The 24,447-nt window shown below is 72.2% G+C and carries 19 protein-coding genes; 14 read left to right on the plus strand and 5 right to left on the minus strand.

Going from position 1 to position 24,447, the window contains the following annotated elements:
• Positions 1–13 precede the first annotated feature (13 nt).
• Entirely contained in the window at positions 14–2,185 is a 2,172-nt protein-coding gene (locus RB614_RS01640) for an esterase-like activity of phytase family protein (protein WP_308710490.1), read from the plus strand.
• A 352-nt stretch (positions 2,186–2,537) separates the two neighbouring features.
• On the opposite strand, the gene RB614_RS01645 is transcribed toward RB614_RS01640, so the two are convergent.
• Both RB614_RS01645 and glnA read right to left on the minus strand, forming a co-directional pair.
• Positions 2,538–2,759 carry a hypothetical protein gene (locus tag RB614_RS01645; protein WP_308710491.1) on the minus strand — a complete coding sequence of 74 codons (222 nt, stop codon included), beginning with the start codon at positions 2,757–2,759 and terminating at the stop codon, positions 2,538–2,540.
• A gap of 157 nt (positions 2,760–2,916) precedes the next feature.
• Positions 2,917–4,341: a type I glutamate--ammonia ligase gene (glnA, locus tag RB614_RS01650; RefSeq protein WP_308710492.1), complete on the minus strand. Its 1,425-nt coding sequence runs from the start codon at positions 4,339–4,341 to the stop codon at positions 2,917–2,919.
• A gap of 268 nt (positions 4,342–4,609) precedes the next feature.
• Between glnA and RB614_RS01655 the strand changes: the two genes are divergently transcribed.
• The 10 genes from RB614_RS01655 (at position 4,610) to RB614_RS01700 (ending at position 15,371) form a co-directional block, all read left to right on the plus strand.
• Positions 4,610–4,966 (plus strand): RDD family protein, encoded by a 357-nt coding sequence (locus RB614_RS01655; RefSeq protein WP_308710493.1) that lies wholly within the window; start codon positions 4,610–4,612, stop codon positions 4,964–4,966.
• 42 nt (positions 4,967–5,008) lie between these two features.
• Positions 5,009–5,629 (plus strand): bifunctional 4-hydroxy-2-oxoglutarate aldolase/2-dehydro-3-deoxy-phosphogluconate aldolase, encoded by a 621-nt coding sequence (locus RB614_RS01660; protein WP_308710494.1) that lies wholly within the window; start codon positions 5,009–5,011, stop codon positions 5,627–5,629.
• Positions 5,626–6,570: a sugar kinase gene (locus RB614_RS01665; protein ID WP_308710495.1), complete on the plus strand. Its 945-nt coding sequence runs from the start codon at positions 5,626–5,628 to the stop codon at positions 6,568–6,570. Before RB614_RS01660 ends, RB614_RS01665 begins: the two co-directional genes overlap by 4 nt.
• 131 nt (positions 6,571–6,701) lie before the next feature.
• On the plus strand, positions 6,702–7,520 hold the full coding sequence (locus RB614_RS01670) for a GNAT family N-acetyltransferase (protein WP_308710496.1): 819 nt from the start codon (positions 6,702–6,704) through the stop codon (positions 7,518–7,520).
• Between the two features lie 157 nt (positions 7,521–7,677).
• Complete coding sequence (menC, locus tag RB614_RS01675; protein WP_308710497.1) at positions 7,678–8,784, plus strand: o-succinylbenzoate synthase; 1,107 nt, start codon at positions 7,678–7,680, stop codon at positions 8,782–8,784.
• A gap of 184 nt (positions 8,785–8,968) precedes the next feature.
• Positions 8,969–10,579, plus strand: coding sequence for an ABC transporter substrate-binding protein (locus RB614_RS01680; RefSeq protein WP_308710498.1), 1,611 nt, complete (start codon positions 8,969–8,971; stop codon positions 10,577–10,579).
• 4 nt (positions 10,580–10,583) lie between these two features.
• Positions 10,584–11,543 carry an ABC transporter permease gene (locus RB614_RS01685; RefSeq protein ID WP_308710499.1) on the plus strand — a complete coding sequence of 320 codons (960 nt, stop codon included), beginning with the start codon at positions 10,584–10,586 and terminating at the stop codon, positions 11,541–11,543.
• Positions 11,540–13,435, plus strand: a complete 1,896-nt coding sequence (locus RB614_RS01690) for a dipeptide/oligopeptide/nickel ABC transporter permease/ATP-binding protein (protein WP_308710500.1) — start codon at positions 11,540–11,542, stop codon at positions 13,433–13,435. The genes RB614_RS01685 and RB614_RS01690 overlap by 4 nt, the downstream gene beginning before the upstream one ends.
• The gene (locus RB614_RS01695; RefSeq protein ID WP_308710501.1) at positions 13,432–14,439 is read left to right on the plus strand and encodes an ABC transporter ATP-binding protein; all 1,008 of its coding nucleotides are present in this window, start codon (positions 13,432–13,434) and stop codon (positions 14,437–14,439) included. The genes RB614_RS01690 and RB614_RS01695 overlap by 4 nt, the downstream gene beginning before the upstream one ends.
• The gene (locus RB614_RS01700; RefSeq protein ID WP_308710502.1) at positions 14,436–15,371 is read left to right on the plus strand and encodes a dihydrodipicolinate synthase family protein; all 936 of its coding nucleotides are present in this window, start codon (positions 14,436–14,438) and stop codon (positions 15,369–15,371) included. The genes RB614_RS01695 and RB614_RS01700 overlap by 4 nt, the downstream gene beginning before the upstream one ends.
• A 6-nt stretch (positions 15,372–15,377) precedes the next feature.
• Here the strand turns inward: RB614_RS01700 and RB614_RS01705 are convergent, their stop codons facing one another.
• Positions 15,378–16,067: a DUF4191 domain-containing protein gene (locus tag RB614_RS01705; protein ID WP_308710503.1), complete on the minus strand. Its 690-nt coding sequence runs from the start codon at positions 16,065–16,067 to the stop codon at positions 15,378–15,380.
• A 339-nt stretch (positions 16,068–16,406) separates the two neighbouring features.
• Here RB614_RS01705 and RB614_RS01710 point away from each other — a divergent pair, with 339 nt between their 5' ends.
• Positions 16,407–16,601, plus strand: a complete 195-nt coding sequence (locus tag RB614_RS01710) for a hypothetical protein (protein WP_308710504.1) — start codon at positions 16,407–16,409, stop codon at positions 16,599–16,601.
• An 88-nt stretch (positions 16,602–16,689) separates the two neighbouring features.
• The gene (locus tag RB614_RS01715; protein ID WP_308710506.1) at positions 16,690–19,632 is read left to right on the plus strand and encodes a helix-turn-helix transcriptional regulator; all 2,943 of its coding nucleotides are present in this window, start codon (positions 16,690–16,692) and stop codon (positions 19,630–19,632) included.
• 158 nt (positions 19,633–19,790) lie between these two features.
• Here RB614_RS01715 and lipA read toward each other — a convergent pair whose 3' ends face one another.
• Positions 19,791–20,750 (minus strand): lipoyl synthase, encoded by a 960-nt coding sequence (gene lipA / locus RB614_RS01720; protein ID WP_428982892.1) that lies wholly within the window; start codon positions 20,748–20,750, stop codon positions 19,791–19,793.
• A gap of 286 nt (positions 20,751–21,036) precedes the next feature.
• On the opposite strand from lipA, the gene aspS reads away from it, so the two are divergent.
• A complete protein-coding gene (gene aspS / locus RB614_RS01725; protein WP_308710508.1) occupies positions 21,037–22,299 on the plus strand; it encodes an aspartate--tRNA(Asn) ligase in 1,263 nt (420 codons plus the stop codon).
• Positions 22,300–22,757: 458 nt separating this feature from the next.
• Here aspS and RB614_RS01730 read toward each other — a convergent pair.
• Positions 22,758–24,447: IS1182 family transposase (locus tag RB614_RS01730; protein WP_308710509.1), on the minus strand; the 1,690-nt coding region annotated here is incomplete at its 5' end.

Here is a 24,447-nt window from a genome sequence, read left to right on the forward strand (position 1 = left end):
GTACGCACAGTGGATGAAGCGCAAACACATAGGGCCGCTCGCGGCCGGAGTGCTCGTCGCATCGATGCTGCCCAGCGTGCCGGCATCGGCGCACGGCGCTCCGTCGCACGGCGGCCCGGGCCCGTTCGGCCGCATCGCCACCGTCCCGGCGTACCTCAACGGCGACGCCTCCGACGAGGCGGCGGCCGAGATCGCCGCGGTCAGCTCGGACGGCCGCACGGTCATCTACACCGACAGCCCGGGGGAGCGCCTCGGGTTCATCGACATCACCGACTCCTCCCGGCCCAAGCCGGCGGGCGTGCTGGAGCTGGCCGGCGAGCCGACGTCGGTCGCCGCGTTCGGCCGGTACGCGCTCGCCGCCGTCAACACCCGGGAGAGCTTCACCGACCCCTCCGGCCAGCTGCTGGTCGTTGACGTGAAGTCGCGGAAGGTGGTGCGCACGATCGAGCTGGGCGGGCAGCCCGACTCGGTCGCGGTCGCGCCGAGCGGCCGGTACGTGGCCATCGCCATCGAGAACGAGCGGGACGAGGACGTCGACGACGGCGCGATCCCGCAGCTGCCCGCCGGCTGGCTGTCCGTCGTGGACACCCGCACCTGGTCGGTGTCCAAGGTAGACCTCACCGGGCTGGCCGCGGTCGCGCCGGAGGACCCCGAGCCGGAGTACGTGAGCATCAACCGCGACGACGAAGCGGTGGTGAGCCTCCAGGAGAACAACCACCTCGCCGTCGTACGGCTGCGCGACGGCAAGGTCGTCAAGCACTTCTCCGCCGGCGCCGCAACGGTGTCCAAGGTGGACGCCGACGACGACGGCCAGATCGTGCTGGACGACACGGTGACCGCCAAGCGGGAGCCGGACGGCGTGGCGTGGCTGGACGGCAACCTCTTCGCCACCGCCAACGAGGGCGACTACGAGGGCGGCTCGCGCGGCTTCAGCGTCTTCGACAAGCGCACCGGCCGGCCCGTCTTCGACAGCGGCAACGCGCTCGACCGGCTCGCCGTCCAGCACGGGCTGTACCCGGACAACCGGTCGGACGCCAAGGGTGTCGAGCCGGAGAACGTCGCGGTGGGCACGTTCGGCGGCACGCCGTACCTGTTCGTCAACGCCGAGCGGGGCAACTTCGTCGCCGTGTACGACGTGCGCAAGCCATGGGCGCCGCGCTTCGTGCAGCTGCTGCCGGCGGTCAACGGGCCGGAGGGCGTGGTCACGGCGCCGTCCCGCGGGCTCGTCGTGGTCTCCAGCGAGGAGGACATGCCGGACGAGGGCATCCGCGCCTCGGTGCAGCTCTACAAGTTCGGTGCGAAGAGCGACTTCCCGTCCATCGTGTCCACAAGGGACATCGGCTGGGGCGCGCTCTCCGGCCTCTCCGCGGTGCCGGGCAAGCGGGACCGGCTGGTGTCGGTGACCGACAGCGTGTACACGCCGACCCGCCTGCTCACCATCGACACCGGCGACAAGCCGGCGCGGATCGTCGGCGACCTGACCGTCACCAAGGGCGGGGCGCCGGTCGGGTACGACGCGGAGGGCGTGGCGGCCCGCCCCGGCGGCGGCTACTGGCTCGGCGTCGAGGGCACCGGTCCCACCGGCAACCCCAACCTGCTGGTGCGGCTCCGGCCGGACGGCTCGGTGGCCGAGGAGGTGCCGTTCCCCGCCGACGTGGCGGCTGCGGTCACCAGCAACGGCATCGAGGGCGTCGCGGTCACCGGCCACGGCTCTCGCTCCGGGGAGCAGGTGTGGGTGGCGATCCAGCGCGAGCTGACCGGTGACCCGAAGGGCCTGGTCCGGATCGGCCGGTACTCGGTCGCGACGAAGACCTGGGCGTGGCTGGCGTACCCGCTGGACGCCGCTCCGGCCGGCGCCTGGGTCGGGCTCTCCGAGCTGGTCGCGGTGGACGACGACACGTTCGCCGTGGTCGAGCGGGACAACCAGCGCGGCCCGGCGGCGAAGGTCAAGAAGGTCTACACCTTCAAGGTGCCGAAGGGCTTCGGCACCGGCCTGCCGGTGGTCAAGAAGCGCCTCGCCGTCGACCTGCTGCCGCTGCTGCGCGCCGGCAACGGCTGGACGCAGGACAAGGTCGAGGGTCTGGCGATCGGGGGTGACGGTCGCACGTACGCAGTGACCGACAACGACGGCGTCGACGAGTCGACGGGCGAGACCGTGTTCCTGCGCCTCGGCAAGCTGCTCTAGAGACCCCGCCGGTGATCGAAGCTCCCCCCATGTCGTTCTAGCGACTTGAGAGGAGCTTCGATCACGGTCCATCCGTACCGCTTCAGTGGACCTTGGTACCGATCCGCCCTCAGGGCGGATCGGTACCAAGATCTGCCCCCGGTTCTCGTACAGAGCGGTCCGTGAGGCGGTTCGGGTCGCGTCGTGGCGGCATTCGCCCGGTTTTGTCATCGGAAGCGGGCGGTACCGGGCGGGTGGCGCCCTTGATCGGCGTCGGCGTCGGCTGGCTTCGGGCAGATCGTGGTACGCAGGTGCCCTTGTAGGGGCAGTTGTGTACCACGATCTGCGTCTTGGGTTGCTCTCAGGGCGTCGATCAAGGAGAACGGGCGGTCGGCGCGTCCGGAATCAGCGTGATACGCCGGGCAAAGGCATGGGTATGGGTAACGATCACCGGCGGCCAACGCGGCACGAAACCACCCTGACCCCGAAAGGTTTCTTGATAGAGATCGTCCAGAGGGGCCTCAAGCGCACGGTCAACTCCGGCGCTCCGCTGGAGAAACGTGAAGGCCGGCGCACCAGGTGCGCCGGCCTTCACGACCCGGTCGTTCGATCAGACGGTGTGGTAGTGCTCGAACTCGGGCGGCGTCGGGCGCCCCCCCCCCCCCCCCCCACCCCACCCCCCCCCCCCCCCCCCACCCCCCCCGCCCCCCCCCCCCCGCGCGCCCCCCCCCCCCCACGACCCGGACTTTCGATCAGACGTTGTAGTAGAGCTCGAACTCGTGCGGCGTCGGGCGCAGGCGGATCGGGTCGACCTCGTTCTCCCGCTTCCAGGAGATCCAGGTCTCGATCAGGTCCGGCGTGAAGACGCCACCCTCGAGCAGGAAGTCGTGGTCGGCCTCGAGCGAGTTGAGCACCTCGGGCAGCGAACCCGGCACCTGCTTGACGTTGCCCCACTCCTCCGGCGGCAGGTCGTACAGGTCCTTGTCGATCGGCTCCGGCGGCTCGATCTTGCTCTTGATGCCGTCGAGGCCGGCCATCAGCATGGCCGAGAACGCCAGGTAGACGTTCGCCGAGGGGTCCGGCACCCGGAACTCCACCCGCTTGGCCTTGGCGTTGCTGCCGGTGACCGGGATGCGGGTGCAGGCGGAGCGGTTGCGCTGCGAGTAGACCAGGTTGACCGGGGCCTCGAAACCGGGCACCAGCCGCCGGTACGAGTTGACGGTCGGGTTGGTGAACGCCAGCAGCGACGGCGCGTGGTGCAGCAGACCGCCGATGTACCACCGGGCGGTGTCGGACAGGCCCGCGTAGCCGGTCTCGTCGTAGAACAGCGGCTCACCGTTGAGCCAGAGGCTCTGGTGGGTGTGCATGCCGGAGCCGTTGTCACCGAAGAGCGGCTTGGGCATGAACGTCGCGGTCTTGCCCGCGGCCCAAGCGGTGTTCTTCACGATGTACTTGAACAGCTGGAGCTGGTCGCCCGCGTGCAGCAGCGTCGAGAACTTGTAGTTGATCTCGGCCTGGCCGGCGGTGCCCACCTCGTGGTGCGACCGCTCGACGGTGAAGCCGGCGCCGATCAGGTTGCTCACGATCTGGTCGCGCAGGTCGGAGTAGTGGTCGACCGGCGGGACCGGGAAGTAGCCGGCCTTGTAGGGCGTCTTGTAGCCCTTGTTGCCGCCCTCTTCCTCGGCGCCCGTATTCCACGCGCCCTCGATCGAGTCGATGTAGTAGTAGGCCTTGTTGGCCGCGGTCTCGTGGCGGATCGAGTCGAAGACGTAGAACTCCGCCTCGGGACCGAAGTACGCCGTGTCCGCGATGCCGCTGGCGGCGAGGTAGGCCTCCGCCTTCTTGGCGACGTTACGCGGGTCACGCGTGTAGGCCTCGCGGGTGAACGGGTCGTGGATGAAGAAGTTGAGCGCGAGCGTCTTTTGCGCACGGAACGGGTCGATGTAGGCCGATGCGGCATCCGGCAGCAGCAGCATGTCCGACTCGTGGATCTGCTGGAAGCCGCGGATCGACGAACCGTCAAAGGCAAGGCCGTCGGTGAAAAGACTGTCGTCGACGGACTCGACCGGCATGTTGAAGTGCTGCATCACACCGGGCAGGTCACAGAACCGTACGTCGACGAATTTCACGCCCTCGTCTTTGAGGTACCGAAGGAGTTCCTCGGAATTGGCGAACAACACGTCCTCCTGGCACGTCGCTGAGCTATTACGTCGCTGACCTTTAGGGCGGGCACGGCCGCCTGGATGGCTGGCTGGTCGCGACGGTATGGCTGTGCCGTTGCCCGGGCGTGTCTCTAATGTTTCCGCCGTGTTACGTCAGCGGTAGAGGGCGCGTCGTGTGGCAAAGTCCACCACTCGGCCGTCACCAGGTCACCGAACGGACCATACACCGCGACACCACCTCCGCGGGCGGTATGCCGCCGGGTGTCCCGTAGGCTGGGCGATCATGACCGAGCCCGCCGAGCTTCCCAGCCTCGCGAAGCGCTTCGGCGCGCTCGTCATCGACTGGGTGCTCTGCCTGCTCGTCTCCAACTTCTTCGGCGACCCGCTCCGGGACGGCTGGCCACCCGTGCTCGTCCTGGTCCTGGAGTACGGGTTCTTCATCGGCCTCTTCGCCCAGACGCCGGGCATGGCCGTGGTGCGGCTCAGGTGCGTCTCGTTTCAGGACGGCGGCCGGATCGGCATCCCCCGTGCGCTGCTGCGCGGCCTGCTGCTCGCCTTGGTCGTGCCCGCCCTGATCATGGATCCCTACCGCCGCGGCCTGCACGACCGCGCCGCCGGCTCGATCGTCGTCAACGCCTAGCCCCGGATGCGGTCCGCGCCCGGCGGCGGGCAGGATGGGGGTGTGGATCTCAGGGGGCTGTTGGAGCAGCACCGGCTGGTCGCGATCGTCCGCGGGCGGGACGCCGACGCGGCCACCCGGAGTGTCGTAGCGCTGGTCGAGGCGGGCGTACCGCTGGTCGAGGTGTCGCTTACGACGGTGGGCGCCGAGGCGGTGATCGAGCGGGCCCGGGCCGAGCTCGGGCCGGAGGTGGCGCTCGGCGCCGGTACGGTCTGCACCGCCGTCGACGCGATGCGGGCGGCCGAGGCGGGCGCGACGTTCGTGGTGACCCCGGGGTACGGGCCCGGCGTCGACGAGGCGACCCGGCTCGGGCTGCCGGCCCTGGTCGGCGCGCTCAGCCCGACCGAGGTGATCGCCGCCACCGGCGCGGGCGCCACCGCGGTCAAGCTCTTCCCGGCGTCGGTGGGTGGCCCGGCGTACCTGAAGGCCCTCCGCGACCCCTTCCCGGACGTGTCGTTCGTCCCGGTCGGCGGGGTCGACGCGGAGCTGGCCCGCGGTTACCTGGCCGCCGGCGCGATCGCGGTCGGGGTGGGCTCGCCCCTGCTGGGTGACGCCCCGCACGGGGGTGACGTGGCCGCCCTCCACGAACGGGCGAAGCGGTTCCTGGACGCGGTCGCGGCGTGAGCCCGGTCGACGTCCTCACGCTCGGCGAGACCATGGCCGCGTTCCGCGCCGGCGGGCCATTGCGCCTGGGCGGGCAGCTCTCGCTCTCCATCGCCGGCGCGGAGGCCAACGTCGCGATCGGGCTGGCCCGGCTCGGGCACACCGTCCGCTGGGTCGGCGTCACCGGCGCCGACGAGCTGGGTGCGCTCGTGCTGCGTACGCTGCGGGCCGAGGGCGTCGACGTCTCCGCCTGTACGGTCGCGGCCGGCGCGCCGACCGGCCTGATCATCTTCGAGCCGCGGGTCGCCGACCTGATCCGGGTCACCTACTACCGCTCCGGCTCGGCCGGCTCCCGGCTGTCCGAGGCGGAGGTGGTGGCGGCGTTCGAGGGCGGCGCGCCGCGGGTGCTGCACGTCACCGGCATCACACCGGCCCTGGGCGACGCGCCGCGGGCCGCGGTGACCCGCGCGGTCGCCGAGGCGAAGGCGGCCGGCGCGACGGTGTGCCTGGACGTCAACCACCGGGCCCGGCTGTGGAGCGTCGAGCGCGCCGCGGCCACCCTCCGGCCGCTGCTGCCCAGCGTCGACCTCGTGGTCGCCTCCGACGACGAGCTGCCCGTGCTGGTCGACCCCGGCGCCGACCCGCTCACCACCCTCTTCGCCGCCGGCGTGCGCGAGGTCGTGGTCAAGCGGGGCGGCGACGGCGCGTCGGCGCACACACCGCACCTGACCGTCGAACGGCCGGCCCGCCGGGTGCCGGTGGTGGACACCGTCGGGGCCGGTGACGCGTTCGTGGCCGGCTACCTCTCCGGCCTGCTCGACGGCACCGACCTGCCCGGGCGGCTGGACCGGGCGGTGACCACCGGGGCGTTCGCGGTGGCCGCGCGGGGCGACTGGGAAGGGCTGCCCACCCGCGCCGAGCTCGGGCTGCTGGACGCGGTACCCGGCACCACGGTCAGGTAGGCACCCGTTCGGCTAGTCAGTGCGGTGGCCACTAACCTTTGCCGGCTTCGCCGGGCCCGGGGGGGGGGGGGGGGGGCGGCGGCGGGGGGCCCGGGGGGGGGGGGGGGCCCCGGCCCAGGGGCCGCCCGGCGATGAACGAGGCGCGGGTGGCGGCGAGCGCCGCCGCCGACCGGCTCGGCGTGCAGGTCGTGGAGCTGTCCGAGGTGGACGACCAGCGGGCGGCCGCGGAGCTGTTGCAGCGCGTCTGGTCCGCCGACTCACCCGACCAGCTGGTCAACGCGAGCATGATGCGGGCGTTCGCCCACTCGGGCAACTACGTCGTCGGCGCCTACCGGGACGGCCGGCTCGTCGGCGCCGCCGTCGCCTTCCTCGGCACCGACCACCTGCACTCGCACATCGCCGGCGTCGAGCCGGGGCGGCAGGGCTCCGGCGTCGGATACGCGATGAAGCTGCACCAGCGGGCCTGGGCGCTCGACCGCGGGCTCCCCGCGGTGTGCTGGACGTACGACCCGCTGATCCGCCGCAACGCGTACTTCAACCTGGGCAAGCTCGGCGCCCGGGCCACGGCGTACCTGCCGGACTTCTACGGGCCGATGGACGTGGGCACCGACGCCGGTGGCCCGACCGACCGCATGTACGTGCGCTGGGACCTCACCTCGCCCGCCGCGTCCGCCGCCGCCCGTGGCGAGTGCCAGGAGGCCGATCCGGCCGGCGGGGTCGTGGTCCTCGGGCGGGACGGGGACGGCGCCCCGGTGCCGGTCGCCGAGGCGGGGGGCCGGCGGCTGCTGGTGGCCGCGCCGCTGGACGTCGTGGCGCTGCGCGGCACCGATCCGCCACTCGCCCTCCGCTGGCGCTTCGCGCTGCGCGAGGCGATCATGGCCAGCATGCTGCGCGGATACCGGATCGCCGGCGTCACCCGCGACGGCTGGTACGTGCTGGAGGCGGCGTGAGCGCGGCCCCGCCCTCGGGTCGCTGGCCGCGTCGGGGTCGCTGTCCGTGGCGCGGTCCGCGTGAGGGTCGCTTTTCGTGGCGTGGCCCGCATGAGGGTCGCGGTCCGCGCGAGGGTCGCCGTTCGTGGCGTGACCCGCGTGAGGAAAGGGCGGCGGCGTGAAGCTTTCCGGTATCGAGTTGCGGCGCGTCGCGATGCCGCTGGTGGCGCCGTTCCGCACCTCCTTCGGCACCGAGCACGAGCGCGACGTGCTGCTGGTCCGCGCGGTCACCGACGAGGCCGAGGGCTGGGGCGAGTGCGTGGCGATGTCCGAGCCGCGCTACTCCAGCGAGTACGTGGACGGTGCCGCCGAGGTGATCCGCCGCTTCCTCGTACCCGCCGTCGCCACCCTGCGCAGCCCCGACCCGGTCGCGGTCGAGCCGATCTTCGCCGAGGTCAAGGGCCACCCGATGGCGAAGGCGGCGGTGCAGACCGCGCTGCTCGACGCCCAGCTGCGAGCGGCCGGGCTGTCGTTCGGCGGCTACCTGGGCGCCGTGCGCGAGCGGGTGCCGGCCGGGGTCTCCGTCGGCATCATGGACACGATCCCCGCGCTGCTTGACGCCGTCGACGGCTATCTCGCCCAGGGCTACCTGCGGATCAAGCTCAAGATCGAGCCCGGCTGGGACGTCGAGCCGGTCCGCGCGGTGCGCGAGCGCTTCGGCGACGGCGTGCTGCTCCAGGTCGACGCCAACACCGCGTACACGCTGGCCGACGCCCGGCACCTGGCCCGGCTCGACCCGTTCGACCTGCTGCTGATCGAGCAGCCGCTGCCCGAAGACGACGTACGCGGCCACGCCGCCCTGGCCGGCCGGATCCGCACCCCGGTCTGCCTCGACGAGTCGATCACCTCGGCCCGCGCGGCGGCGGACGCGATCGCGCTCGGCGCCGCCGCGATCGTCAACGTCAAGCCGGGCCGGGTCGGCGGCTACCTGGAGGCCCGGCGGGTGCACGACGTCTGCGCCGCGCACGGGGTACCTGTGTGGTGCGGCGGGATGCTGGAGACCGGCCTCGGGCGCGCGGCGAACGTGGCGCTTGCCGCGCTGCCCAACTTCACCCTGCCCGGCGACACCTCCGCCTCGGACCGGTACTTCGCGCGCGACATCACCGCGCCGTTCGTGCTGGAGGAGGGGCACCTACGGGTACCGGCCGGCCCCGGCCTGGGTGTCGAGCCCGACGCGGACGCCCTGCGCGACTGCACGACGGCCACGGAGTGGCTCGAGATCTGACCCGCTCCCGTGATCAAAGCTCCCCTCATGTCGCTAGAACGACGTGGGGGGAGCTTTGATCACGAGAGAAACAAGCCTGCAACATCCCCTTGACCGCGTGATCGATGGAAGCCTAGCCTCCCACGGAGACGTAGGACATAGGACGTCCCATGAATGGGCTCCGCCACCCTCGGGAGGGGCACCGATGACATACCGGACCATAAGCCGCCGCGATCTGCTCCGCTACAGCGCGATCCTCGGCGCCGCCGCCACCGTCACGGCGACCGTGTCCGCCTGCGAGAGCGGGCCCGCGTCCACCGGCTCGGTCGGCGGCGAGGGAGACAAGGAGCTGGTCACGGCCGTGATCGGGTACGGCAACGACCAGAGCTGGGACCCGACGCAGACCGCCTCCGCGTTCTCCATGGCCGCGATCAACCACATCTACGAGGCGCTGGTCGAGACCGACCCGGTGACCCGCGAGCCGTACCCGGCGCTGGCCACCGCGCTCCCCGCCGACCCGGCCGCGACGACCTGGAAGTTCACGCTGCGGCCGGGCGCCAAGTGGCACGACGGCCAGCCGGTGACCGTCGACGACGTGCTCTTCACCTTCGAGCGGGTGCTGGACGACCAGGCGAAGCCGCTGGTCGGCAACTTCTTCCGGGCCTGGCTCCAGGAGGTCCGCAAGGTCGACGCCACGAGCGTGGAGCTGGTCTTCAGGTTTCCGTTCCCGGACGCGCTCCGCCGGCTCTCCATCGCCAAGATCATGCCGAAGCACGTCTTCGGCGCGGCCGGCGGCTGGGACGCGGCCAAGGGCGGCAAGGCGGTTGGCTCCGGGCCGTTCCGGATGACCGCGCACAACCCGAAGTCGAACACCACGTTCGAGGCGTTCGCCGACTACAACGGGCCGCGCCGGGCCGCGTACAAGAAGATGAACTGGCTGTCCATCGTGGACGCTTCGGCCCGGGTCGCGAAGATCTCCGGGGCGCACGCCGAGGCGCAGATCGCCGACAACATCCCGTACGCCAACATCGAGCAGCTCAAGGGCGGCGGGCTGACCGTCGAGGGCGCCACGGGCATGAACCACATGTTCCTGATGTTCAACACCGGCAACAAGCCGTTCGACGACGTGCGGGTGCGGCAGGCGCTGCTCTACGCGATCGACACCAAGACGATGATCGACGTCGCGCTCAAGGGGCACGGCACCGCCTCGACGAGCTTCCTCAACCAGGACAACCCGTCGTACGCCCAGGCCAGGACCGTGTACGCGTACGACCCGGAGAAGGCCAAGTCGCTGCTCGCGGCGGCCGGTGTCAGCGGGCTGTCGGTCACGCTGATGGCGGTCAACGTGAGCTGGATCGCCGACTGCCTCCCCACGATCGCCAACTCCTGGAACGCGATCGGCGTACGCACCACGCTCCAGCCGCAGGACACCAGCGCGCTCTTCACCAAAATGGACCAGTCGCAGGACTACCAGGTGGTCGCGGCCGCCTCCAACCCCAACCAGTTCGGCATCGACGCCGACCTGATCCTGCGGTACAACTACACGCCCGGCGGGGTCTGGATGAAGTACACGAGGTGGGACGCCAGCCCGGCCGCCCGGGACCTCTTCGCGCTGATGGACCGGGCGACCGCGGAGCCCGACCAGGCGAAGAAGCTGGCCCTCACCCGCCAGTACCTCGACGTGATCGCCGAGCAGGCGGTGCTCTACCCGGTCGTGCACACCGAGCTGATGACCGCCTGGGACGGCGGGAAGCTCACCGGCGTGCGGCCCCAGGGGTACCCGGGCATCAACCTGCTCCAGTCCAAGCGGGTCTGACCTCGTGGCCGTCATCGCCCGGATGCTGGCCCGCCGCATCCTCATCCTGATCCCGCTGCTGCTGGGCGTGATCCTCTTCGTCTTCGTCGTCATGCGCTTCTCGACCAACAAGCCGGAGTACGCCTACTTCCAGGGCACCAACCCGACGCCGGAGCAGATCCAGCAGTTTCGCGAGGAGAACGGCCTGACCGACCCGCTCCCGGTGCGGTACGTGCACTTCGTCGGCGACCTGCTCCAGGGCGACATGGGTACGAGCGTGCTCACCCGGGCGCCGGTGCTCGACTCGGTGCTCACCGCGCTGCCGCTGACCATGCAGCTGACCTTCCTCGGGCTCGGCATCGCCGTGGTGACCTCGCTGCTGCTCGGCGTCACCGCGGCGATCTTCCGGGACCGCTGGCCGGACCAGCTGATCCGGGTGGTGTCGCTGGGCGGGGTGGCCGCACCGAGCTTCTGGCTGGCGCTGCTGATGATCCAGTGGCTGGCCGTGGAGCGGGGGTGGTTCCCGACCGGCGGGTACATCAACCCGGCCGACTCGTTCACCGGCTGGCTGCGCTCGATGACGCTGCCCGCGCTCGCCCTGTCGCTGCCGGTCGCCGCCCAGCTCACCCGGATCGTGCGCACGTCGATGGTGGAGGAGCTCGACAAGGACTACGTGCGTACCGCGATCGGCAGCGGCCTCCCACCCGTCGTCGTGGTCGGCCGCAACGTGCTGCGCAACGCGCTGATCAACCCGCTCACCGTGCTCGGCCTGCGGGTCGGCTACCTGCTCGGCGGCGCGGTGGTGATCGAGACGATCTTCGCGCTCCCGGGCATGGGCAAGCTCATGATCGACGGGGTCACCAACGGCGATCCGGCGGTCGTGCAGGGTGTGGTGCTGACCATCGCCACCGGGTTCGTCGTGGTCAATCTCGCGGTCGACATCCTGTACCTGCTGGTGAACCCGCGCCTGCGGGGCGCCTCGTGAGGCGCCTCTCCCCGCTCTCCTGGGTGGCGCTGGGCACGGTCCTCGCCATCGCGGCCGTCGCGCTGCTCGCGCCCTGGATCGCCCCGCACTCGCCGCTCGACCAGGCGAGCGCCGGCGGTGGCCCGAGCGGCGCGCACTGGATGGGGCTGGACAGCGCCAACCGCGACGTGCTGAGCCGCCTGATGTACGGCGCCCGCTGGTCGCTCGTCATCGGCCTCGGCGCCACGCTCCTCGCCCTGGTCGCCGGGGCGATCGCCGGCGCCGTCGCCGCGGCGGCACCGAAGGCGTGGATCGACGAGACGCTCATGCGGGCACTCGACGTCGTCATGGCGTTCCCCGGCATCGCCCTCGCCGCCGTGCTGGTGGCCGTCTTCGGCGGCGGCGTACCGGTCCTGGTCTGCGCGATCGCCTTCCTCTACATGCCCTCGGTGGCCCGGGTGGTCCGCGCCAACGTGCTCGCCCAGTACGGCGAGGACTACGTCGCCGCCGAGCGGACGATCGGCGCCCGCACCTGGCACATCCTGCTGCGGCACGTGGCCGTCAACTGCGCCGCGCCGGTACTGGTCTTCTGCACGGTGATGGTGGCGGACGCGATCGTCTTCGAGGCGTCGCTGTCGTTCATCGGCGCCGGCGTACGGCCACCCGACCCGTCGTGGGGGAGCGTCATCGCCGACGGCAGAAACATGGTGCTGCTCGGCGGCTGGTGGGCCACCGTCTTTCCGGGCCTGCTGATCCTGGTCACGGTGCTCTCGCTCAACATCCTCGCCGAGGGCGTCTCGGATGCCTGGGCCGCGCCGACCGCCCGCGGCGCACCAGGCTCCACAAAGGAGGGTGATGCGATCGAGGCGGTCCGGCCCGGTACCGGCGAGGTGGTCCAGCTGCCCGGCCTGGCCGAGGCGGCCCGGCGGCTCGCCGAACGGGCCCGCCCGCTCCCCACCGGCCAGCCGGTCCTTTCGGTCGAACGCCTGCGGATCAGCTTTCCCGGCCGGCACGACGGCGTGGACATCGTCGACGGCATCGGCTTCGACGTGCGCCCCGGCGAGGTGCTCGGGCTGGTCGGCGAGTCCGGCTGCGGCAAGTCGCTCACCGCGCTGACCGTGATGGGCCTGGAGCCGCGCGGTGCTCGCGTGGGCGGGCAGGTGCGCTTCGACGGCAAGGACCTGCTCCGGCTGCCGCGGCGCGCCCGGCGGCGCCTGCTCGGCCACGACATGGCGATGATCTACCAGGACGCGCTCTCCTCGCTGAACCCGGCGATGACCGTACGCGCCCAGCTCAAGCAGCTGATCCGGCGCGGTGGCAAGCGCAGCGCGACCGAGCTGCTGGAGATGGTCGGGCTCGACCCGGAGCGCACGCTCTCGTCGTACCCGCACGAGCTCTCCGGCGGGCAGCGGCAGCGGGTGCTGATCGCGATGGCGCTCTCCCGCGACCCCAGGCTGATCGTCGCGGACGAGCCGACCACCGCGCTCGACGTGACCGTGCAGGCCCAGGTGATCCAGCTGCTGCTGCGGCTCCGCGCCGAGCTCGGGTTCGCGCTGATCCTGGTCTCCCACGACCTCGCGCTGGTCGCCGACGTGACCGACCGGGTCGCGGTGATGTACGGCGGGCAGATCGTGGAGACCGGCCCCACCGCCGCGCTCGTCGGCGAACCGGCGCACCACTACACCCGCGGGCTCCTCGGCTCCGTGCTGTCGCTGGAGTCGGCCGCGCCGCGACTCACCCAGATCCGCGGCGTCGTCCCGTCACCGGCCGACTTCCCGGCCGGCTGCCGCTTCGCCGACCGCTGCCCGATGGCGACCTCCGTCTGCCGGGAGACCGCGCCGGCGCTCTCCGGCGGCGCCGGACACGAGGTCGCCTGCCACCATCCGGCGACCGTACTGGCGGGTGTGCCATGACCGTCCTCGTTGAACTGTCCGATGTGCACGTCGTGCACAAGGCGCGCTCCGGCGGGCTGTTTCGCCGCGACCGGGTGTACGCGCTCACCGGCGCCGACCTCACCGTCGCGGCCGGCGAGACCGTCGGCGTCGTGGGGGAGTCGGGCTGCGGCAAGACCACCCTCGCCAAGGTGCTCGTCGGCCTCCAGCGGCCCGCGTCGGGCCGGGTCACCTTCAAGGGGAACGACCTGGGGAGCATGCCCGACTTCCGGCGGCGCCGGCTGATCGGGGCGGGCGTCGGCATGGTCTTCCAGGACCCGTCGACCGCGCTCAACCGCCGCCTGCCGGTACGCCAGGTGCTGCGCGACCCGCTCGACGTGCACCGCCGGGGCACGCCGCGCCAGCGCGAGGAACGGGTGCGCGAACTGCTCGCCCAGGTGGGGCTCCCGCCCAGCGCCGCCGACGTGCTCCCCGGCCAGCTCTCCGGCGGGCAGCGGCAGCGGGTGGCGATCGCCCGGGCGCTCGCGCTCGACCCGGACCTGCTGGTGGCCGACGAACCGACCAGCGCGCTCGACGTGTCGGTACGCGCGCAGATCCTCAACCTGCTGCTCGACCTCAAGGAGCGGCTCGGCCTCGCGCTCGTCTTCGTCTCGCACGACATCCAGACGGTGCGGCGGATGAGCGACCGGGTCGTCACCATGTACCTCGGCCGGATCGTCGAGGAGACACCGGCTTCCGCCCTGCCGCTGGGCGCGCGGCATCCGTACACCCGGGCGCTCCTGTCCGCCACGCCCGGTCTGCTGCACCCGATCGACCCGATCCCGCTCGCCGGTCCGGTGCCCTCGGCCGTCCGGCCGCCGAGCGGCTGCCCGTTCCGTACCCGCTGCTGGCGCGCCGACGCCGGCTGCGCGACGGCCATGCCACCGGTGGCCGGCGATCCCGGGCACCTCGTCCGCTGCTACCACCCGGTGCCGGCCGGCGCCACCGACCGCGAGTTGATCCGCCAAGCACAGGAGCGCCCATGACCACGGCACAGGCCCTCACCGGCGTCATCCCACCGGTGTGCACCCCGCTCACCCCGCGGTACGAGGTGGACACCGGCTCGCTGACCCGGCTCGTCGACCACCTGCTCGACGGCGGCGTGGACGCGCTCTTCCTGCTGGGCTCCTCGTCGGAGGCGGCGTTCCTGCCGGACCGGCACCGGCGGGTGGTGCTGGAGACCGTGGTCGGGCACGTCGCCGGGCGGGTGCCGGTGCTCGCCGGGGTCATCGACATGACCACGCTGCGGGTGCTCGACCACGTTCGGTCCGCTGTGGACGCCGGCGCGGACGGGATCGTCGCCACCGCACCGTTCTACGCGCGCACCCATCCGGCCGAGATCCGGGACCACTTCCGGGCGATCGCGGCGGCGGCGGCGGGGCGGCCGCTCTACGCGTACGACCTGCCGGTGTCGGTGCACAGCAAGCTCACCCCGGACCTCGTACTGGACCTGGCCGCCGAGGGCGTGCTCGCCGGCGTCAAGGACTCCAGCGGCGACGAGGGCGGGCTGCGGTCGGTGATCCTGGGCCGGCGGGACCGCGAGGACATCGGCGGGTTCAGCGTGCTGACCGGCTCCGAGCTGACCGTCGACTCAGCGCTCTGGATGGGCGCCGACGGCGTCGTACCGGGACTGGGCAATGTGGACCCGCACGGCTACGTACGGCTGCTGCGGTCGGCCTGGGCGGGCGAGTGGGACGCCGCCCGGGCCGAGCAGGAGCGGCTGCTGCACCTCTTCGAACTCGTCACGGTGGGACGCGGCCGCATGGGGGTCAGCGCGTCGGCGCTCGGCGCCTTCAAGGCAGCGCTCTTCCTGCGCGGCGTCATCGAGCACCCGACGACCGCCCCGCCGCAGACACCCCTCGACGAGGACGAGATCGCTCGCGTCGGCAAGTACCTCGCGGCGGCCGGCCTGGTCTGAGGCGAGTCAGCGACCGCGCATCTGGCGGAACGCGCCCTTTGGCGGCCGCATGTTCTTCGGGATCGCGCCCTTGGGCAGGTTGGGGCGGGCGGAGAGCGCGGTGAGGCGCTTGTCCAGCGCGTTGACGTCCTTACCGGTGAGGTTGCGGGGGAGGCGCATGAGCGTGGTCCGCAGTTTGCGGATCGACAGCTCCTCTTCGCCGGTGCCGACGATGTAGTCGTACATCGGGGCGTTGCCGATGACCTTGGCGAGCCGCCGCTTTTCCTGGCCGAGGAGGCTGCGCACCCGCTGCGGGTTGCCCTCCGCCAGCAGGATCACGCCCGGGCGGCCGAGCACCAGGTGCACCATGTCCATCTGCGTGGTGGAGCTCACCGCGGTGGTCACCCGCCAGTCGCCGCGCATGTTTTCCACGAGCTGGGCGGCCGCGCCCGGCTGCCCCTCGGCCGCGTTCATCATCGCGGCGTTGGAGCGGAGGTTGAGCACGATGAGCACGGCGAGGAGCGTGAGCAGGATGCCCACGGGCAGCCACAGCCAGCCCCAGGTGATCACCGCCACCACCGTGAGCGCGAGCGGGATGAGCACCGCTCCGGCGACCAGCGGCGCGAACCACTTGTCGCGTTTGGCGGTGAACGAGAAAACCATCCCGATCTGCTTCAGCCGCTGGCCGAACGTGACCTTCTCCTCGGGCTTTGCCATGCCAGGAAGTCTATAGACCTTTCGGAGTCGGGGGGGGGGGGGGGGGGGGGGGGGGGGGGCGGGCGGGCGGCGGCGGGGGGGGGGGGGGGAGAGGCGGGGGGGGCCCGCGCGCCCCCCCCCCCCCCCCCCCCCCGGTGATCGAAGCTCCCCTCAAGTCGTTCTAACGACTTGAGAGGAGCTTCGATCACCCTGCCCCGGAAGGTCTCCAAGGGCAGCGCGCGGTAAGTACCTTACGGCCCTGCGCCGCCACTCCCGGCCCGGGTAAGGACCCCACCCGCCGCGAACATCGGGCAGCGCGCCCAATGCGGCGCCGCTGCCTTCACGCGGAGAGTAATGGTCATGACGAATCTCGACGCACACTCCGCACTGACCCTGCACCGGCACCGTTCGGCCGAGCTCTTCGCCGAGGCCGACCGGTCGCGCCTGGCCCGCGCCGTCGTACGTGGCGGGGGCGGCCACGAGCAGCCGCGCTGGTGGTCCCGTTCCGGGCGGCGCCACCACGGGGCGGCGACGCGCGCGCCGGCGCTCTCCTGAGATCAAGTCGTGGGGCTCGTCACGGGGCGAGCCCCACGGCACCGTGATAGGCGGGGGGCGGTGGGGGGCGCGGGGGCTGCGCCATGTCGTGACCGCCCGAGCCAGCAGTTCCGTCCTCGTCGGCCGCGACGCCGACCTGGCCGCGCTGCGCGACGCGCTCAAGCGTGCCCGCGGCGACGAGGCGACGACGGTGCTGCTCGGCGGCGAGGCGGGGATCGGCAAGACCCGGCTGGTCGAGGAGTTCCGGCGGCACGCGCTCGACGAGGGGGTGCGCGTCCTCACCGGCCAGTGCCTGGAGCTGGGCGAGGAGGGCCTGCCGTTCGCGCCGTTCGTGGCCGCGCTGCGCGACCTGCTCCGGCGTGACGGGCCGGCCGCGTTCGACGGGCACGAGCACGAGTTCGCCCGGCTGCTGCCCGAGCTCGGTCCGGCCGGGCCCGAGGGCCTGGTCGACGCCAACCGGGGCTACCTCTTCGAGCTGGTCGCCGGCCTCTTCGGGCGGCTCGCGCGGGAGCGCCCGCTGGTCCTGATCGTCGAAGACCTGCACTGGGCCGACCGCTCCACCCGCGACCTCATCGCGTTCCTGATCCGCTCGGCGCGCACCGCGCAGGCGCTGATGATCTGCACGTTCCGCTCGGACGAGCTGCACCGGGGCCACCCGCTGCGGCCGTTCCTGGCCGAGCTCGACCGGACCCGCGGCGTCGAGCGCGTCGAGCTCGACCGGCTCGACCGCGACGGCACGATGGAGATGCTCGCCGACCTGCTCGGCGCCGAGCCCCGCCCCGCCCTGGTCGACAACGTCTACGACCGCTCGCAGGGCAACCCGTTCTTCGTCGAGGAGCTGGCCGTGTCCAGCGATCCCGACGGCTGCCGCGACCTGCCCGACACGCTGCGCGACCTGCTGCTGGCCCGGGTCGACCGGCTGCCCGACGCGGCGCAGCGGGTGCTCCGGCTGGCCGCCGCCGGTGGCACCCGGATCGGCCACGACCTGCTGGCCGAGGTGGCCGAGGTGCCCGACCACGCGCTCGAAGACGCGCTCCGCACCGCGGTCGCCGCCCAGCTGCTGGTCGCGAGCGCCCACGGCGGATACGAGTTTCGCCACGCGCTGGTCCGCGAGGCCGTCCACGAAGACGCGCTCCCCGGCGAGCGGGCCCGCCTCCACGCCCGCTACGCGGCCGCCATCGAGGCCCGGCCCCAGCTCGTCGGCGCCGACCGCGCGCCGGCCGAGATCGCCCACCACTGGTATGCGGCGCACGACCACCCCCGCGCGCTCACCGCCGCCCTGGCCGCGGCGACGGCGGCCGGCAAGCGCTATGCGTACGCGGAAAAGAGCCGGCTGCTCGAGCGCGTGCTGGAGCTGTGGGAGCAGGTGCCCGACGCGGGCGAGCGGCTCGGCATGGACCACCTGGCGCTGCTGGAGGAGACGTTCCTCGCCGCCTCCACAGCCGGCGACTACGCCCGGGCGATGAGCCTCACCCGTGCCGCGCTCGCCGAGATCGACCGCGACGCCGAGCCGTTGCGCGCGGCCCGGATGCTGGAGCGGCGCGGCCGGATGATGCGCGTGCTCGGCAAGAGCGACGGCGCGACCGAGCTGCGCAGTGCGTACGAGCTGGTCCGCGACGTGCCCAACGAGCCCGAGCGGGTGGAGATCCTCGCCAACATCTCGGTCCACCTCGGCAAGGTCGGCCTGGCGGAGGGCGCCCGCATCGCCCACGAGGCCATGGCCGGCGCCGAGCAGCTCGGCGACCCGGCGGCGTGGGTGGCGGCGACGCTCACGTTCGGGCGGGTGGCGAGCAAGGAGATCTCCGCCGAGGCCGGCCTCGCCGAGCTGCGCAAGGCCGAGGAGCTGGCCCGCAAGATCGGTGACGTGCCCAAGCTGGTCCACGCGCTGGTCAACCTCTCCGACAGCCTCTTCGAGATCGGGCAGTACGCGGAGTCGGCGCGCAGCGCCGCCGACGGCACCGTCGAGGCCAAGCGGGTCGGGATCAGCCGGTCGACCGGCGCGTTCCTGCTCTCCAACCACGCCGAGGCGCTCTTCGCGCTGGGCCGGTGGGACGAGGCCGACGCGCTCTGCGCCGAGACCGCCCGCATCGACCCGCCCGGCACGCTCGGCCTGCACTGGCTGCAGATCCGCGCCCAGCTCCGGCTGGCCCGCGCCCACCCCGGCGCCGACGAGCTGGTGGCCCGGGCGCTGAGCTTCCTCGGCCGGCCGTACCTGGAGCACCAGCTCGCCATCCCGCTGCACGAGCTGCGGGTCGAGTGCGCCCTCCAGCGCGGCGACCTGGCCGGCGCGATCGAGGCGGCGAAGGTGGGCATCGCGATCCCGCGGATCGAGGAGTTCCCGCGGTACGCGTGGCCGCTGATGGCCGCCGCCGCCCGCGCCGCCGTGCGGGGTGGCGACGAGGCGCTGGCCGAGCAGGTCCGCGCGGCGACGTCCGACCTGGCCGCGCCCTACCCGGCGCAGCGGGCCAGCGCCGCGCAGACCCGCGCCATCCTCGCCACCGCGCCCTGGGCCGGCGGTGGCCGGCTCGGCTCTGGCCCGGCTGGCGACGGCCGGTCCGCCGAGCCGGGCGACGGTGCGTTGGCCGCGTGGCAGGAGGCGGTCGCGGCCTGGCGGGTCGACGGCCAGCCGTACCCGCTCGCCCGCGCCCTGCTCGGCCTCGCGGAAGCCGCCGCGGCCGCCGGCGACCGCGGTCTGGTCGGCGAGGCGGTCGAGGAGGCCTGCTGCGTCGCCGACGACCTGCACGCCGCCCCGCTCCGCGAAGAGCTCGACACGCTCGCCCGCCGCGTGGGGCTGCGGGTCTCGAGCCGCACGGCGCCCGACGAGCCGGAGCTGCTGACCGCCCGCGAGCAAGAGGTGCTGCGCCTGGTGGCCGAAGGGTTGAGCAACCGGCGGATCGCCGAGCGGCTCTACATCTCGCCCAAGACGGCCAGCGTCCACGTCTCCCGCATCATCGCCAAGCTGGCCGTGGCCAATCGGGTGGAGGCGGCCGCGGTCGCCCATCGCCTGGGGCTGCTGGAGGGGCGCCCGTAGCGCGTCCAGGTGCCGAGCGGGTCCGATCCGCGCCCACTCAGCCTCGGTGAAGTGGCCGCCGGGCAGTCGAAGAGCGCGGCACCGCCGACGAGGTCGGTCCGGCGAGCGGTCGAGGGCCCGGTTGTCGAGCCCCACGAACGACCGCGGTGCGCCAGCGGTCAGGCGGCGCGGGCGTCCAGGGCCTGCCGGTAGAGGCGGCCGGCGCGGTAGGAGGAGCGGACCAGCGGGCCGCTCATCACGCCGGCGAAGCCGATCCGCTCGGCCTCCGCCTGCAGCTCCACGAACTCCTCCGGCTTGACCCAGCGCTCCACCGGGTGGTGGCGGGGCGTCGGCCGCAGGTACTGCGTGATGGTCACCAGCTCGCAGCCGGCGTCGTGGAGGTCGCGCAGCGCCTGGGAGATCTCGTGGCGCTCCTCGCCGAGGCCGAGGATCAGGTTGGACTTCGTCACCAGGCCGGCGGCGCGGGCCTGGGTGAGCACGTCGAGCGAGCGCTCGTAGCGGAACGCGGGGCGGATGCGCTTGAAGATGCGCGGCACGGTCTCGACGTTGTGGGCGAGCACCTCGGGCCGGGCGTCGAAGACCTCGCCGAGCTGCTCCGGGTCGCCGTTGAAGTCGGGGATCAGCAGCTCGACACCGCAGCCGGGCTGGAGCTTGTGGATCTGGCGGACCGTCTCCGCGTACAGCCAGGCGCCGCCGTCCGGAAGGTCGTCGCGGGCCACACCGGTGACCGTGGCGTAGCGCAGGCCCATCGTGGCGACCGACTCGCCGACGCGGCGCGGCTCGTCGGCGTCGAACTCGGCCGGCTTGCCCGTGTCGATCTGGCAGAAGTCGCATCGCCGGGTGCACTGATCGCCGCCGATGAGGAAGGTGGCCTCGCGATCTTCCCAACACTCGTAGATGTTGGGACAGCCGGCCTCCTGGCAGACGGTGTGCAAGCCCTCACGCCGGACCAGGCCATGCAGCTCGGTGTACTCCGGGCCCATCTTGGCCTTGACCTTGATCCACGGCGGCTTGCGCTCGATCGGCGTCTCGGCGTTGCGCGCCTCGATGCGCAGCAGGCGCCGTCCCTCTGGAGCGATGGTCACGGATCCGAGCCTACGCTCGCCGTGGTCGTGCATGAACACTAGGCGACGAGCCTCACCCTCCCCTTAATGTGATGCCCACCACCGGTTTGCCCTGTTACGGTGGCATGCGCGGCGACGACGGAGCCAAGTAACGCCCCGACCCCGCCGGCAGAGAGAGCCACCGGTAGCTGTGAGGGTGGTCCGGCGCCGGGGCGCGAAGACACTCCTGAGCCGCATACGAAATGAGGCCCCTCCCGGGGCGAAGGCGCGGTGGCACCGCGAGTTCCCCACTCGCCCGCGCCCACTGGGGATCGCGTTGCGCGATGACGAGGAGGTGCCCATGCAACGCATCCTTTCCGCCCAACTCCATGCCCACATCGGCGAATCCGTGCGGCTCGCCGGGTGGGTGCACCGCCGCCGCCTGCTCAAATCGGTGGCGTTCCTCATCCTGCGAGACCGCGCCGGGCTCAGCCAGGTCGTGGTCACCGACCCCGGCGTCCGCGCCCAGATCGAGTCCGCGGGGGAGGAGACCGCCGTCGAGGTCACCGGCAAGGCCGTCGCGAACGCGGCCGCGCCCGCCGGGGTCGAGGTGGTCGAGCCTCTGGTACGCGTGCTCGGCGCGCCTGCCGAGCCGCCGCCGTTCGACCTCTTCCGGCCGGAGCTGGGCGCGACCCTGCCGACCCAGCTCGACCACGCGTCGCTGTCGCTGCGCCACGCCACCCGCGCGTCCGCGCTGCGCCTCTCGGCGGCCGCCGTCGCCGGCTTCCGCTCCACATTGGACGCTCTGGGCTTCGTGGAGGTACACACCCCGAAGATCGTGGCAAGCTCCACCGAGAGCGGGGCCAACGTCTTCGCGATCGACTACTTTGGACGGCCGGCGTTCCTGGCCCAGTCGCCGCAGTTCTACAAGCAGATGATGGTGGGCGTCTTCGAGCGCGTGTACGAGGTGGGGCCGGTCTTCCGCGCCGAGCCGCACGAGACCGGGCGGCACCTGGCCCAGTACACGTCGCTCGACGCCGAGCTTGGCTTCGTCGGGGACCACCGCGACGTCATGGCCGTGCTCACCGAGGTGATCCGCGGCATGGTGGCGGCGACCGGGCTGCCGGCGGCGCTGCCGGACGAGTTTCCGGCGGTGCACTTCACCGAGGCCCTGCGGATCGCTGGCGGGTGGCGGGACCCGCACTCCGGTCCTGTCGACCTGGCGCCCGCGGACGAGCGGGCGGTCGGGGAGTGGGCGCTGCGCGAGCACGGGTCGGACTTCGTGTTCGTCACCGGGTACCCGATGGCGAAGCGGCCGTTCTACACCCACCCCGACCCCGACCGGCCCGGCTACACGAACGGCTTCGACCTGCTCTTTCGCGGCGTCGAGCTGGTCACCGGCGGGCAGCGGCTGCACCGGTACGAGGACTACGTGGCGGCACTGGCGGCGCGCGGCGAGCCGCTCGCGCCGTACGCGTCCTATGTGGAGGCATTCCGGCACGGCATGCCCCCGCACGGCGGCTTCGCGATCGGGCTCGAACGCTTCGTGGCCCGCCTCACCGGGGCCGGCAACGTACGCGAGGTCACGGCGTTTCCCCGGGACCGCCACCGCCTGACCCCGTAGCTCGCCCGCCGTGGCTTGCCCTTGAGCCTGCCTTCCGCAGGGCGCGCTTGCCCTTGGCGCGCTTGCCCTTGGCTCGCTTTGCCGCTGGTGGGGCTTGCCTGCCCCGGGCCGGGGAACGCCCACTCTCGGTCCGGGACTCGCTTGTCCTGGCGAGGGCTTGCCGATCAAGGGGCTGGGCCCTACCGAGCGGAGTGGAGCGCACGGACCTCGACCCGAGTTCATGGCTCGAGAGTGGACCGTCCCAGCAGATCGTGGTACGGATCGGCCCCCAACGGGGCGGATCCGTACCACGATCTCGACGGCCGCCCGATCGATCGCGGTCCGGCCGGCCGGCCAGCGGCCTGACGCTCCTGAGCGTGCCCAGCCGCCGTTTGCCTGGCTGGTGGCCAGTCCGGGGCCGGGGTGGCGGTGATCGTGGTATTTCACTGCCCCTATCGGACTCTGCTGGCGAATTGGTGTTAGGCGGCGAGGTCGTATTGGAGTTGGGCGAAGCGGCTGTGGCGGGTTGGGTGGAGTGGGTGGCCGGTGATCCAGGCGTCGGCGCGGGCGATGTTGATGGCGGTGGCGGTGAGGAGGCTGTTTAGGTGGGTTTTGGGTTGTCCGGTGTAGCGGGTTCGGCGTAGTCGGTAGGCGCGGACGGCTTGGGAGATGGTGCCTTCGACGCCGGCGCGGGTGGCGTAGCGGCGCTGCCAGGTGGTGGTTTGTTGGTCGGTGCGGGCTTGGGTGAGGGCTTGTTGTTGTTCGCGGGGGGCGAGGCTGATGCTGCGCGCCCCTGAGGTGTTGCGGGTGCATTTGGGCCGGTCGGGGCAGGGCATGCAGTCGGTGCGGGAGAACAGCACGGTGGTCTTGCCGGGTTGGCTGGGGTGTTGTTTCCAGCTGATGCTGGTGGCGCCGGCTGGGCAGGTGGCCTGCTGCTGGTCCCAGTCGATGGTGAAGGTGGGCAGGGTGTGGCCGCCGTCGGTGTGGGCTTGCCAGGAGGCGTCGGGCAGGACCGGGCCGGTCAGGGTGATGCCGTGGTTACGGCGGGCGGTGATGAGTAGTTCGGCGTCGATGTAGCCGGCGTCGACCAGATGTTCGTCCGGGGTCAGGTCCCGGGCCGCCTGGGCTTGGTGGATCTGGTCGGTGACCTGCACGTCGCAGACGGTGGCGGCGGTGGTCAGCACGGCGGTGATCAGGTGCGGGTGGTCGTCGGTGCAGGTCTCGCAGAGGTGGACCTTGTAACCCTCCCAACCGTGCCCGCGTTTCATCCCGTACCGGGCGTCGGTGTCATACGCAGAGACGATCCTGTCGGCGGCGGGGGCTAACCCGTCCTCCTTCGGCTCACGCAGCCGCGCCCCGCGCTCGTCGCGGTAGAACTGCTGGATCCACACGGTCCGTAGGGTCTGCACGGCCGACAGTTCCGCCGCCCAGGCAGGCGCGTCCGGCCGGGACAACGCTCCGGCCAGCGTGTATCCATCCTCGGCGATGGTTTGTGTGAGGGTGACACGTTCGGTCTCGCTCTTGGGTAGCCGCCACTGGTCGATCCGGGGCCCGTACCGCTCATACCAATCGGTCGGCACCCAGCCCGCCAACCACGGCCCGGCCACCCCCGCGAGGGCCTCCAACGCCGCCCGCAGCGTCTCACCAACCAGTTCCAGGCGGTTCAACGACCGGACCGCGGCCAGCACATGCGTCGAGTCGCTGCGCTGACGACGGGCCCCGCCCAACATGCCCGCCTCGCGCAGGATGCCCAACACCCGATCGAAGATCAACCGTTCGGCGGCGTCCGCATCGACCAGCCGGGACCGGAACTCACTCAACACCGAGGCGTCGAACCCGGCATCGTCCAACTCCAGACCGAGCAGGTACTTCCAGTCGATCCGGCCCCGGACCATGTCAGCAGCCTGCCGATCGGTCAGGTTCTCCATGAACTGCAACACCGACACCAACGCCAGCCGCGCCGGCGACAGCCCGGGCCGACCCCGCACCGCGAACAACTCCCCAAACTCGCGATCATCAAAACGAACCCGCAGCTCATCACGCATCCGCAGGTACACATTCCCCCGCCGGAACGCAGCCCGAGCCAGCCGCGCGGTCTGCTCCGGAACCCCACGATCCTCACCAGGCCGCAGCGACACCACGCCACCATCCACAATCGACACCAGACCA

Origin of the sequence: Phytohabitans maris (genome assembly GCF_031085175.1) — a bacterium.
GTDB lineage: Bacteria > Actinomycetota > Actinomycetes > Mycobacteriales > Micromonosporaceae > Phytohabitans > Phytohabitans maris.

Excerpts from the sequence above, each read along its gene's own strand:
- RB614_RS01640 (WP_308710490.1), top strand. The coding sequence starts at position 14 with ATGAAGCGCAAACACATAGGGCCGCTCGCGGCCGGAGTGCTCGTCGCA.
- RB614_RS01655 (WP_308710493.1), top strand. The coding sequence starts at position 4,610 with ATGACCGAGCCCGCCGAGCTTCCCAGCCTCGCGAAGCGCTTCGGCGCG.
- RB614_RS01670 (WP_308710496.1), top strand. The coding sequence starts at position 6,702 with ATGAACGAGGCGCGGGTGGCGGCGAGCGCCGCCGCCGACCGGCTCGGC.
- RB614_RS01680 (WP_308710498.1), top strand. The coding sequence starts at position 8,969 with ATGACATACCGGACCATAAGCCGCCGCGATCTGCTCCGCTACAGCGCG.
- RB614_RS01695 (WP_308710501.1), top strand. The coding sequence starts at position 13,432 with ATGACCGTCCTCGTTGAACTGTCCGATGTGCACGTCGTGCACAAGGCG.
- RB614_RS01700 (WP_308710502.1), top strand. The coding sequence starts at position 14,436 with ATGACCACGGCACAGGCCCTCACCGGCGTCATCCCACCGGTGTGCACC.
- RB614_RS01705 (WP_308710503.1), bottom strand. The coding sequence starts at position 16,067 with ATGGCAAAGCCCGAGGAGAAGGTCACGTTCGGCCAGCGGCTGAAGCAG.
- RB614_RS01710 (WP_308710504.1), top strand. The coding sequence starts at position 16,407 with ATGACGAATCTCGACGCACACTCCGCACTGACCCTGCACCGGCACCGT.
- lipA (WP_428982892.1), bottom strand. The coding sequence starts at position 20,750 with ATGCACGACCACGGCGAGCGTAGGCTCGGATCCGTGACCATCGCTCCA.
- aspS (WP_308710508.1), top strand. The coding sequence starts at position 21,037 with ATGCAACGCATCCTTTCCGCCCAACTCCATGCCCACATCGGCGAATCC.